Genomic DNA, 12,161 nt, shown 5'->3' with positions numbered 1-12,161 from the left:
ATTTTTTAATTTGCACATCAAATAGAAGTAGCACGAGTTGGAAAAAACGCAATCAATCGAACCCGAATGGATTCTCGTCCCCGACTGGTGGCTTATCAATCTTGACTCGCACAACGTCTCTCGCGCCGTTCCTTTTTAAGTGTTTTTCAAGAATAGAAGCCACTGAGAACGGTGGCCCTTCTTGCGGGGTATCTGCTTCTTTTATCGTCTCGACGCTATACCCTTCACCGTTGTCCCCGGCTATCACTTCGATCTTGGGTGCTGGAACGTTTGGCTTCGCGACTTCTCGCATCCACTTTGCTTCCACTTGCCCTTCTCGACGTTTCGGGTATTTGCGGCCAGGAAAGAGAAGTAGCATCGGGTCCCAGCCTGAAATCGAGACAATAGCTCTGACGCCAAACCCATCGGGCTTGATCTTCTTGTTCTTCACCGGCCCGAGTTCTGCGGTCAGTTCATGGGGAGACACGACGTTTCGGCTCTCTTCGTGCACGACAGCCTTATCTTGATGGCTATACCAAGAGACCTTCTTCTTCCCGAATCGTTGCGATATCAAATCCCGCGTTTCAGACGGCTGAATTTGGCAAGCGATGTGGGTTCCGATCATCGATTGCAACGTTGCCGCTTCTTTGTCGCCGTAAACGCGCTGAACTTGCATGAAGTCTTGGAAGCCGATGTAGGCAACCACGCCTTTCGACCGGCCCATCTCGAACAGGCCGTCGATGTTGAGACGCGCAATGGAGGTCAGCTCATCGAAGAAGAACCCTAAAAAGCGCCCCTCTTCGTTGTCAGGGAGGCTGGGAGAGAGAATTTCAGGGACTGCGCAGTTGATGAGCGCGCCGATATACGCTGCCGTAAGCCCCGCGTCCGGGCCAGCTTGCACGATGACTTGCTTACGTCCTTGGTAGTCGTCTTTGACCCATTCCGACATCGCAAAACGGCGCTTGCCCACGGTTGGCCAAGCGGTTGCCAAGTCGTTGATCATGCGGCTGAGCCCCGCTAAGGTGGCTTGGATGGATTGGACGGTCTCTCCGCCTCCGGCAACCAGATTCGTCGCTTGCTTGTGCCACGTCATCATCGTCACCACCCATTCCTCTTGGCTTCGATTGATCGATGCGGCGAGGTCTGCAAAGCCCCAGCCTAAGGGCTTTGTGGCTTGCAGCTCTTTAATTGCGCCAACCAGCAGCGAGCGTGCCGCAAGAATCCAGAAGTTGCCCTTGTCGCTCCCTGGATCGTTGATGATCGAGGCAGCAAATACCTCGGCTTTGATCGGCGTATCCACATCTTTCGCCACGTCCCAAACGTATGACCTTGCATCAAACGGACAGACGATGATCGGCTGCCGGAAGATTGCCGTGTAAGTGCCTTTTACATCGTAAATAAAGCACTTTTCGTTCTTCTTGATCGCGTGCCGAATGGTCTGACTCATGATGACCGACTTGCCGGAGCCTGGGCTTCCGACGACCAGCACGTGGCGGCTGGCTTGCTTCTTCGAGATGACCAGCTCTGGGTGAATCAGCACCGAGTGTGGGTCTGCCTGCTGTTCTTTGAGAGACAGACAGCGATAGTGCATCTCGCTGACGGCTTCCTTATCTTTCAGCAGTCTGGGCCCTGAAATGTCGCGCTCGTTGTTGCGAGGCTTGAACGCAGAGCGAGACGCAAACCAGCTCAGAGAGAGCGCTAATGTCCATGCCAAACTGATTTGGAGATAGATGAGCGCGGGATAGACTGTCTCGGTTCGGACTACTCGCAGAAATTCAGACAAGGCAGGGCTTTGGTAGCCGCCCAAAGCAAACACGTCAAATGTGGCAAGGAGGCTTCCAGGAAGAAGCATGCCAAAAGGCAAAGGACTGGGGTTCGGAATGAACTGGGTTGCGAAGAGCGATAAGGGGTAGGCAGCGCAAAGGATGGCGAGGAAGACCAGGAGGCCTTCGTTCCAATAGCGAACAGGCGTAGATGGTTCAACTGTGCCCGGGACCGAGCCCCAAAAGTGTTGATAGACTCTTCTTTTATTTCTTGCCATAAAAAATACCCCTTTTCTAATTCGCTAGAAAAAGGGTATTTCAGAATCGGCATTCGTCAATTGTTCGCGAACCATTTCTGCTGATTAGAAGAAGAACTTGAAGGCCATTTCAGGTTATTGACCAAGCACCTGTTTTCTTTGACGCGTCGATTCCAAATCAGAGGCAAGGGGTTGCCGGTGGAACACGTCTCCACTGCTTTTCCGCCGTCAATCCAGAGAACCGCATCAGAGAGGCCCTGCTTTTCCAGGCTTACGAGAACTTCGTTTCTGACCGCTGGACAGCCTTCGGAGCGCCCTACTTTGCCGGGGCGAACGTAAGTCGCTGGGTGCATCACGACTGCTCTCTGCCGTGCGTTCGTGTTCCATCCCGACGTCAGGCCGTCCAAGCGACGGGACCACCCGGAGACTCCCTGGTAACGCTCTGAGATGCGATACAAGCCGAGGCTTGTCGCAAGGCTCCCCTCGACGTTGGAGAAGCGCCGAGGCACGTCTGTGCCGCTGCCAACCCCATGAGCAACATAGTCAGTGAGGATGGTTTTCCCAGTGTCCAGATCTAAGACCCGAAGGCGCGGTGAGTCCTTGGGCTTTGTCATATCTGCGATAAGCAGAAGTCTTGGGGCTAGACCAGCGCACTGGATGGCCTCCAAGGCTCTACGAGCTGGCGCATCTAAGCCCGTTGTGAGCACAGAAGCGTTGCCGGGAATCGGCAGAAGAGCGAGGGAAGTTAGTAATAGCGTCTTTTTCATTGTCATGTTCTCCTTATTTCAATAGTTGTTTATGGGTAGTCAGACTACTCATAAATTAATTGAAACAGAGAACAGAAAATGGACAAGTATTGATGAATGACTAAAACCCGTAAATGTGAAAAAGGGCCGATTTTTCAATCGACCCTTTTACTCAAACCGCGCTTCAATTTTAGGAGAACGATGGACCTTTGTCGCCGCTCCCTGGGCCGTCGTATTTCTTGTCCAATGCCTTCTGTTCTTTCTGACGCTCTTCATAACGCTCAATCTCAGCCTCCTGGAACGCGGCCCAACGATTGCTGGTAACCTGTTTCGGCGCTCTTTCATCGATTGCAATGCCCTTCCGTATGCGGCGTTCTTTCAGCTTTTGCAGAACGTCGGTCTCTACGAGATCGATTTTGCGAGGTTCAGTGCGACCGAACTCTTGTCTCATGGCTTGCTCAACTTGCTGCGGGGTTTGAAACGATGACACTTCCTTTTCATACCTCCGCTGACTTTCGACTTGCTTTGTATGCACCGACTTCAAGGCCTCCTCTTGTTTCGCCCGCTCGGAAGGAATCACGGACGGCTTCCCGCGCAACAGATTCACTTCTTGTTCGAGAAGCTGTCTCCGTCTGCCCGCTTCCTCGGCCAGAGCGTTTGCTCTATCTAAGCCATCTTGTTGTCTTTCAATGTCATCCATTAGATACCTCCAAATTCAAGTAAACAGTCTTTTAAATATTGCACAGTTTCAGGTTTTGACAAGTCGTCAATGTCTTTCGATTGCACGAAATCAGTAGTGATGTAGTCAATCGATTTGACACCAGCACGATAGAGACCCACGAACGGCTCGCCGACTCCTACATGTGCTGCAAATTGATCTTGTTTGACGATTTCCTGTTCTTTATGCTGCACACGAGCCGAGTTCTTTCTCATCAGCGCAACTTCTTCGTAGTTGATTTTGTCCGGATTTCTATCCAATTTATCCGCTGCCGAGTTTCGATTCATCAACACTTCGTATTTGCGCATCTCACGCAGATTCGAGTAATTAGGGTGATTCACGTCATTCATAATCGAAGTTGACAAATCATCGTAACTTGACGAATAGTCAACGCCTTGGACTTGATGGACAGAAGAAGTCAGCTTTGCTTTTCCGTATTTCTTTTGAATATAAGCCAGGGTCTCGGCAGACACGTTGAATGCCACGTCGCTTGTCATTTGAAGCAAAAAGGCGTCGGCGGCGTTGTTGCTACCCAAAGCGATTCTAAGTGATTCGACCCCTTGGGTTCCCGCAAAGATGGTCATTCCGAGACTTCGGCAAATCGAGAAGAACTCCGCGTCTTTGAGCCCGCAAATCAAGTGAACTTCATCAATGATGCAGACGACCTTTGTTTCCGTTTTCGACCACTGCGGCCTTTCTCCTCGTGATTTGATTAGGCGAAAAACCCGTTGTTTTACGAGTGAATTGATGATCGTTGATGCCGCTCCGTAGACAGCTTCGTTGAGGTCAATGGTGACGCTTTTTCCTCTGATCACTTCCTCCGGATGGAAGTCTCCCTTCTCATGAAGCATCCAGGGTACATTTTCAGAGCAAACAAGCTTAGTGCCCTGTGCGAGCTGATCGAACTTGTTTTGCAGCGACAATGTGAAACTCGTCTGTTGTTCCGCACTCAATTTTTGAAACTCGCTAGTGTAGTGCCCGATTGCACGAGTCAAAAGAGAACCAGGGCGAGCCAGCTCAGGATGAATGAGACCCCCTGCTTTTCTTTCTTCAAAGTCGGAAATCGACAGATTCTCGTCTTGATAGCCGATGAAGTCGAATAGTCTAACGAGGTCTGAGGAGTAGTGAGTTTTAGTAACACCATTTTTATCGGTGCTCGACTGAACCCCTGAACGTAGAATTTGATAGATAGAGATTAGACCTTGTGCCGAATCTCGATAGGGTTCTGCAAGAAGAAGTTCGGTGATTGTCTGCACTTCTTCGTGAAGATCAACAATGCGTTCGTCGTATATGCTCTCTTCTCCCTTTAAATAGGCCTGGTGAGATTTAAGCTGCAAGAACGCCAATTCTTCGTCGTGTTCAATCAGCTTGTCGCAGTAATAGTTGCGCATCTTTGATTCCATATCTCTTGACGCAGCAGACCAGATGTGAATGGCATACCTGCACAGCGTTCTTGAACCGTCATCCCAGAGTTTGGATCTTGCATCAACTTCCGAACCCCCAACGTCGAACAACCCAGCTTCGATTTGCTCGATGTCTAAACCCTCGAACATGCCGAACCGAATGCCTTTTCGAAGAACTTGATCGAAAGCATTCGCATACTCAGCGCCAAGCGCCCCTTTCCCGCATAAGACGAGAAGGCCAAGCTTCTGTCTTCCAGATTTGGTTCTAAGCAATTGACTGACGACCTTTTTCTTAATATCTCTATCGTTCTTGTTCGCCAACCCGAGTTTCAGCACTTGGCTTAGCCGCAAAGACGACTCATCGTCCGTTCCAGCAAGAGTGGTTGGTTTAAAATTTGTGCTTTCTAGTAAAGTCATTGTTCACCTCCCCTGTTATGAGAATTTGGTTTTCCTTGATGGGTTAAATCGTATGCAATATTGTTTGCAAGCACACAGTAAGTAATGTTGTTGATAACGACTGTCTTACCGGAGCCGGTCGGACCCATCGTGATAGCTCCTCTCCCTGCATCGTTGATACTGAAATTGATGCCTGCGCCGGAGGCCGGGGAATTGGCATATCCTTTTCGAGATACGATGCCTTTGCTTTGACCGATTTGAATACGCAACGACTGGTCTTCCACCGAAGCTTTCGCTTGTCGAGCTTTTTGGATTTGGAACGCCTCTCGCTCCGATCCCAACCTGCTCATTGAATTGTCGTTGCTGAAATTCGCCAAATTCACGGCACGCACGTTGGCTTGCTGCTTGCAATAGTAGAGCGCGTAGAGAGATGTTAGACCGAAGATGAAAGACGAAAGCACGGAGCCTAGAAATCCGCTGATTGCGAACGCAGAAGCCGATACCACGGCAGTCAGCGTAATCAACACACTAACGCTGACCGCCATCCAAAGTCGTCGAACTCTCAGAAAAGCCATGTCGTTCTGCTTTCCAAAAACGAACGGCAAAACACTTACAAAAACCCATGCCAAACACGCAGTCGATAAGAATCCAATCATTGAAAGAGACGCTGAGCTACCCATTGCGGATGATGCGGCAACGGAATAAGGAAGAAGCAGCAGAAGAAGGGCTGACTTCATCATTTCAACCTGCCCGTTCCAGGCTCTTTGATAGATCGTCAGCAGATATGGGGCCGACAGAAACAAAAGCGGGATACTCAGGAGAAGAGACCCGGTGACTTGGAATCCAAAGAAAGCCAGTGCTGCAATGGCAGGCAAAGCGGCATACATGAGAGGCATTGCGAGCGATGTAACGCCTGTTGATGAGTCTTGCGGAAGTCGATACGACTCCAAAGGCTTCCCGCTTCTCGTCAAGTAGTTTTTCGTGTCCTTGGGCGGTATGAGGTCCGCTTCGACTCTTGGGAACCAGCGTTTGAACGCTTGCAAATCGAGATTCTCTGGAACGACAAAACAACGAATGTCGGAATCGTAATTAGCTCCCGCCAGGATTGCGGCTTCTTCTTCTTCAAGAGGGACATCCAAGTATTTGGACTCGACAATGTGAATCGAGTTGGGGTCAATCGTTACATCTTCATATCGATCTACCGCTCTCTGCAAAATTCTTACATCTGTATTTCTTGTAAATTTTCCAACTAACATAAGCACCTCCTTTTTATTAATATCTGGACATTGGATCTGGATGCGACGGGGCTTTCTCTTGTTCCTGGGTTTTGGAAGACACCATTGCTTTTTGCACCAGGGATTGAATGAAAGACTCAGAACCTGTTGCTACGGAGACGGCTTTCTTAGTGAAAGCTCCTGCTGTCCCAAGTGCTAAGGAAAACAGGAGAACGAGAGCTACCGCTCGAATGCCAACCACGCTTCTGAACTCCTCAACAACTTGGGTAGCCAGCAATTGATCTTGCTCCCAAGTCTCAGCACTCTTTTTATCAGTGGGCAGGTAGCGGTCTTGCTGCAAGTAGTAGAACGATTGCGCCACCGACCCTTCCATATTTTTTCGTTTACCCAAAAATTCTGTTGGGCTTGCAATAAGCAGCCGCCCGTGGAGCGCAAGGAACTTCGAACCGAAGTGAATTTTCTTTTTAGACTTCTCAATCATTGATTTCTCCTGTTTCAATTAAGCATTATTTATGTATACAACGAATTCTGTGGGTGGCAACCCCTACCCACGAAAATTCAAGACTAAAACTGATAGCCTTCGAGCTTTTGAGCCGCGTCTTTCTGCCATTCGCTTTTCGCAGGCTCTTTTGCAGACTCTTCTTTCTTCTCGGTCGCTTTCGCAACTCGCTCTTTTTTTGCCGTTGGACGTGCGAGCACCGGTCCCTTCTGAGCAACGGAAGGGACTGGTGCTTCCAAGATCAATTGTTCTGCACGTGGTTCCTGCGGTCCCTGGGGAAGTGGCGGCAATGCCTTCGGTGGGGCTTCTATCGTCGGCACGACCACCTCAACAGGTTTGATCACTTGCATTGTTGCTGGCTCGTCAGTCTTTACCTGCTTCACAGTTGCGGGCTCGACTCCTTCTCTATCGGTGCTATTGGTTTTGAACAACCAGGCTGCGGTCAATGCAATGCTGAGAGTCACTGGAATACTGCACAGCATCCAAAACTTCATTCGTGTCTGACGTTGCGCACTGTTGCTTACTACTGATGACTCTCGACTGCCTTTGATTGCCAGGGGTTCAACGCTTGGCTCCTTAATCGCCTCTTGCTCTTCGCGTTTCAGTCGTCTCTTCTCTTTCTTTTCTTGAATTTTTGCTTGCGCCTTTTCTTTGAACGCCTGCAAGGATTTGATTGCACTCTTCGCACCTTTTTCTGCCAGTTGGGTTGCTGCTTTTGCTTGGGCGGCAGCCAACTCGGCATTCTTCTTGATGCGCTCTCGATTCTTTGCAGAAACGATGCGAGCTTCTTCTTCCCAATCGTGCTCCTGGGCGGGCTCAACCGGGCTTTCTTCAATTTGGGCGGGCGTAGGTTTCTCACTCAGCGTTCCTTCTTCCCGCTCTCTCATCAGTCGCTTGATGCGTTCTTCTCTTGTTTCTGTATTCATGAGATCACCGAACCATCATTCGCAATATTCCTGATAAAAATCCCTTCGGTAATCTCTTTCCTTGGTTGGTCCGTATCGCAAAAAGGCAGACTGCTATATCGATAGTCAGGTTCAGAAGTGGTTGTTGTATCCTTTGGTCCAAGACCAATTTGGCATTGCGCAGTTGATGAGACAGCAATCACCAGACCATCGCTGGCTAGTTCTTGATCGTGAGCAGCGTTCGTCTCACACAAAGGCAGTCGGTCATAACTTTCGCGGGAAGTAACGTCTACGTCTGAGCCCAAAATAATCTGGCACTTCGCAGTTGATGAGACGGCGGCCGCAACAGGCTGAATCTGGATTTGCTCGGCATGCACAATCGCCGATGCAACCAGTAGTAGAAGGGCAATGGCTAATATTGATTTCTTCATTTCATTTCTCCTCATATATAGGGGAAGCGATCAGGACACGGCTGACCGCTTCTATGGTTCTCTTACAAGCTGGTGATTGGGCTGATGACAATCTCGTGCACTCCTGTGCAGTTCGCCGAAACGCTGGCATGAGGCATCTGTGCGTCACCGACAACGGCCCCTGGAACTGTCGCTTTTGGCGGGGTGGCGTAAGCGCCCACGTCTAATAGACCGATACCCCTGTTTCTCAAAAGCTCAGCGGGCTTCAAGCACATGGCTTTGTCTGCTCCCCTTAGCTCAACCTCTAATTTCGAGTCGGGCTTCTTGTTCTTGATCAAGCTCGCAAGCTTGTCGAAGACTGCATTCGTCTCAGCGGATGGGTTGCGAAGATCATTTGGGTCGTATTGCAAGCGAAGCTCTTTCAACTCGCTCTTCCGTTCAGTGCCTTGGACGACTTCCTCTGTCTTGACTTGCGCTTGCAAGCCTGCGCGCCGAGCGGCTTCTTCAACAGCTTTTGCTTCCTTGACCTGGGCCGAGTAGGACGCGACACCAGCGCCTACTGCGCCTCCTACGCAAGCTCTCAATGCGTTGTCACTGTTGCCAGTAAACTTCGCTAACAGAGCGCCTCCGGCGCAGCCGACGATGGAAGCTTTTGCTACACGACCCTTATCGGCTTGGAAGCCACCTGGGACGGTCGCGCATGCGCTTAACGTCAAGGCAGTAATGATGGATGTGACTAATAATTTTGATTTCATAGATGATTCTCCTGTGTTGTTAATGATGATTTGACGGGTTATTGATCAGCCAAGCTCTTTCCCGTCTGATGCTTAGGAACCGGCTGTTTCTGGATGTGAGGAGACGCCAAAAGGATCTCGCTCATCGCGTCGATGAAATGGCTCATCTGCTCTTTCATTTGGCTAATTGATTCGTCATGCGAACGTCGCATGAGTTGAACCGCGTCGTAGATTTTGATTTGGCTTTCAATCGAATCGCGCTCGATCTTCTTAGCGAGATCTGTCAGCTCTTTCTTGGTCTGGTCATCCGAAGAAGAGAGGCCTCGTTCAAAAAAGAGGCGTGCCAACGCGTTTTCTGGAATCCTCAATTGCTTGGCTCTTTCACTCATTCGACTGAGCGTTGTCGCTTCGATGTTGTATGTTTTTCGCTTCTTCAAATCGGTCTCCTTTTGATTTTTTCAAACCCATGATTTAGGTATAGATCGGATTTCAGATTCGTCAATACCATTGCACTCACCTTTTCTTTCAGACACAGCAAGGCTCTGACTGCTTTTCAGCGTCAGATTGAGTGCAATGCGTTGGATTCAGTTCTTAATGCTTACGGCTCTAAGAGTTCTGCGGAAAAATCCACGCAGAATTGAACGCAAGACGAAAACACCACGGTGCGTCTTGTGTATATATGTTGAACCCCTTAGATCCATCAAGGGGACGCCAATCAGGTTTTTCTCGTGAAGGCTGCAAACGATGGCGCAAGACTTTTGAAAAAAGTCGCCGCTAGCCGTCGCCAGCCGCTAACCTCCAAGCCATGTTCACAGGATTGGACACGGGATGTTTGGCTTTTGATTTTTGCTTCTATGCTTCTTCTCTTCGCTCTACCGCGTTTCGCCTTACCTACCTGTCAACCTCCGAATCCTGCACCCGCTTATTAAACTTTTTCCGTCCTCCTCTCCACCGCCCACGTCCTCCTTTTGCCCAACTCCACTCACCTACCCAACACCCCTCACTCCCCCACCACCGCCTCATCACCATCCACGCCCACCCTGGACAATTGTTACTCACCCAGGCTCACTTACGTCCGCCACTCCCCTACTTCCGGCCAACTTCAATGACAACCTGGGCCCACCGAAATCCACATGCCCGGCCCGCGTTTTAGTCAAGTGAGATAGCAAAGATGGATGGGGTGTGGATTGGGAAGACGGGACGGAAAAAGTTTAATAAGCGCCTGCCGGAAATCGACCACAAAAAAAGCCTCCGACGATGGGAGGCTTTCTCAGGTCAAGCAAAGCGAAGTCCGCTTTTAGTCAATCGTTGTCGTCTGGCAGTTCTTTCAACTTGTCGTCCAGCGCTGCATCAAACGCGCGACGGAAAAACTCAGAGATGTTGATCTTCTTGTCTTTGCAGTAGACCTTCACTGCGTTGACGTAAGACCCTTCCTGCTGGGCAATGAGACCGAACTGAGCGGTCACTTCATCGGCAAGGGGCAGAGCCGTTTTCGCGTAGTAGTCGAGTGAAGCGGAGAAGGCCGCGTATTCGTTTGCGCCCCTCTTCAACCACTCTTTCCGCACGCCATCGGTCAGATGCTTGGCCGACGCCTCGGGGATTGCACGAGCCAGAATCTTGATGTTCTCTTCGTCGTTCTTACTCTTGCCTGCGGTCAGAGCTGCGCAAGACAGCGGGTCAGGCTCTGCCGAATGCGCGGCCAAAGGTGCAACGACAAGCGCGGCCATCAACATCCACTTGCTCACGATTCGTTCTCCTGATTTCGACCAGCGATCACCCACTTACACGTCTTGACGATTGCCAAAATCAACAGATACGCGAAAGCGTAAGCCAATGCGTAGAGAATCATCCAACCGGGTAATTGTTCTTTGAAGACATACGCAAGATCATCGTCTTGCTGCTTCGCGTTCTCATCGAGACAGGTGCGTATCGCTTCCGAATGACTGCTTTCCCCTGAACCAATCAGCCGCTCTTTGCAGCGCTGCATGTCTGAGGTTCGGTATTCCGCAAGCTTCGACTCGGACATGAAGGCAAGAGCAACCGGCCAAGCAAAAATCGCCAGGAACGCCCCCACGATTGCGAGACGGTTCCACATGCCTAACCGCTTTTTCTTCTTGGTCTTTTCCACGTTATCCCCTGTGTATTACTGTCAAAACTTGCGCTGATAAAGGATGCGCTTCGTTTGATCGTCGGTGTAGCAAACGAGCGAAACCACCTTTCCGTAAACGCCAATTTGGTCTACATACCACTCGTTCCGATACTCCGGATACGTGTGCAGATCCATCGTCGCCTTGGCGAAATCCGGCGTAGTGAACATGACGCCATAAGCGATGGCCACCGGCCCGATTTGCCTCGCCTCCTCGACCGGGACCGGGCACTTACCCGGCAATTCATAGCTCGCGTATTGAGACGTGCGCGCGGCAAATTTGCGAACCTGGGCGACGGGCATGAGGATCGAATACTGCGTGTCGGTTCGCTTCTCGAAGAGCTGAACTTGACCGTAAACATCTCTCTTGTTCACCAGTGGCTTGCCCTCGACTTCCCTGAGGCGACACGCCAGAACGTTCTTCAGATCCGAAAATTCGTAGTCCGTGCAGAACGTCTTCTCGGAGACATACGCGCCCTGGTCGGCGTCATACTTGACGCGATTGGGAGACTCGAAGAGGTAGACCGCATCGCCGCTGATGCCTGTGGGTAGAGCCAACTCTGCCTTACGCTTCTCGTATGCAGCGGTCGTCTCGAACTCGTTCTTGCTCACCCCGTTGCGGACACTGATGATCTCTTGATAGAAGCGTTCTGGCGTGTTGAGTCGAACCTCTTTGCCGTCGAACGCCTTCCCTGCCCAAGCCTCCTGGGTGAGCACGATGGGTGGCTGAGTGGGCTTGGCTGTTGTGCCTTGCGGCGCGGAGCGCGGAGACGCCTCCTCCTGCTGACAACCAGCCAGCGCTAGTGCCAGGCCTACGGCCCCGAAGATGATAGAGCGCACGAACTTCCCCTGTTCTCACTGATGACCACTTCATTGTAAGCGTTGTGTGAAGCGAGTCACATGTCAGAAAAACCCTACTCAGCCTGCCTACTAGGGCACCCTTTTTCCTTGCACCCACCATCACCTGGGT

At 50.7% G+C, this 12,161-nt stretch carries 12 protein-coding genes; all 12 read right to left on the bottom strand.

What is annotated here, in order from left to right:
* Positions 1-52: 52 nt before the first annotated feature.
* The 12 genes from ROV93_RS00675 to ROV93_RS00620 all read right to left on the bottom strand — a co-directional run bounded on the left by ROV93_RS00675 (position 53) and on the right by ROV93_RS00620 (position 12,031).
* Positions 53-2,020 carry a type IV secretion system DNA-binding domain-containing protein gene (locus tag ROV93_RS00675; RefSeq protein ID WP_140222704.1) on the bottom strand — a complete coding sequence of 656 codons (1,968 nt, stop codon included), beginning with the start codon at positions 2,018-2,020 and terminating at the stop codon, positions 53-55.
* A gap of 915 nt (positions 2,021-2,935) precedes the next feature.
* Positions 2,936-3,445 (bottom strand): hypothetical protein, encoded by a 510-nt coding sequence (locus ROV93_RS00670; protein ID WP_279735627.1) that lies wholly within the window; start codon positions 3,443-3,445, stop codon positions 2,936-2,938.
* The gene (locus tag ROV93_RS00665; protein WP_111205806.1) at positions 3,445-5,283 is read right to left on the bottom strand and encodes a TraM recognition domain-containing protein; all 1,839 of its coding nucleotides are present in this window, start codon (positions 5,281-5,283) and stop codon (positions 3,445-3,447) included. Before ROV93_RS00665 ends, ROV93_RS00670 begins: the two co-directional genes overlap by 1 nt.
* Entirely contained in the window at positions 5,280-6,518 is a 1,239-nt protein-coding gene (locus tag ROV93_RS00660; protein WP_312538383.1) for a DUF5710 domain-containing protein, read from the bottom strand. The genes ROV93_RS00665 and ROV93_RS00660 overlap by 4 nt, the downstream gene beginning before the upstream one ends.
* 16 nt (positions 6,519-6,534) lie before the next feature.
* Positions 6,535-6,978, bottom strand: coding sequence for a hypothetical protein (locus ROV93_RS00655; protein WP_279735630.1), 444 nt, complete (start codon positions 6,976-6,978; stop codon positions 6,535-6,537).
* A gap of 83 nt (positions 6,979-7,061) precedes the next feature.
* Complete coding sequence (locus ROV93_RS00650; RefSeq protein ID WP_279735631.1) at positions 7,062-7,922, bottom strand: hypothetical protein; 861 nt, start codon at positions 7,920-7,922, stop codon at positions 7,062-7,064.
* Positions 7,919-8,332, bottom strand: coding sequence for a hypothetical protein (locus ROV93_RS00645; RefSeq protein ID WP_279735632.1), 414 nt, complete (start codon positions 8,330-8,332; stop codon positions 7,919-7,921). Before ROV93_RS00645 ends, ROV93_RS00650 begins: the two co-directional genes overlap by 4 nt.
* A gap of 62 nt (positions 8,333-8,394) precedes the next feature.
* Positions 8,395-9,066, bottom strand: coding sequence for a hypothetical protein (locus ROV93_RS00640; RefSeq protein WP_279735633.1), 672 nt, complete (start codon positions 9,064-9,066; stop codon positions 8,395-8,397).
* A 38-nt stretch (positions 9,067-9,104) separates the two neighbouring features.
* Complete coding sequence (locus tag ROV93_RS00635) at positions 9,105-9,482, bottom strand: hypothetical protein (protein WP_279735634.1); 378 nt, start codon at positions 9,480-9,482, stop codon at positions 9,105-9,107.
* A gap of 864 nt (positions 9,483-10,346) precedes the next feature.
* Positions 10,347-10,790 (bottom strand): hypothetical protein, encoded by a 444-nt coding sequence (locus tag ROV93_RS00630; protein ID WP_140222714.1) that lies wholly within the window; start codon positions 10,788-10,790, stop codon positions 10,347-10,349.
* On the bottom strand, positions 10,787-11,173 hold the full coding sequence (locus ROV93_RS00625) for a hypothetical protein (protein ID WP_140222715.1): 387 nt from the start codon (positions 11,171-11,173) through the stop codon (positions 10,787-10,789). Before ROV93_RS00625 ends, ROV93_RS00630 begins: the two co-directional genes overlap by 4 nt.
* A 21-nt stretch (positions 11,174-11,194) precedes the next feature.
* Positions 11,195-12,031: a hypothetical protein gene (locus ROV93_RS00620; RefSeq protein WP_140222716.1), complete on the bottom strand. Its 837-nt coding sequence runs from the start codon at positions 12,029-12,031 to the stop codon at positions 11,195-11,197.
* Between the last annotated feature and the right edge of the window lie 130 nt (positions 12,032-12,161).

It is taken from the genome of Stenotrophomonas maltophilia group sp. msm4, from assembly GCF_032025605.1.
GTDB classification, from domain to species: Bacteria; Pseudomonadota; Gammaproteobacteria; order Xanthomonadales; family Xanthomonadaceae; genus Stenotrophomonas; species Stenotrophomonas sepilia.
The sequence above is the reverse complement of the archived record's forward strand: the minus strand, read 5'-3'. Positions and strand labels throughout refer to the sequence as shown.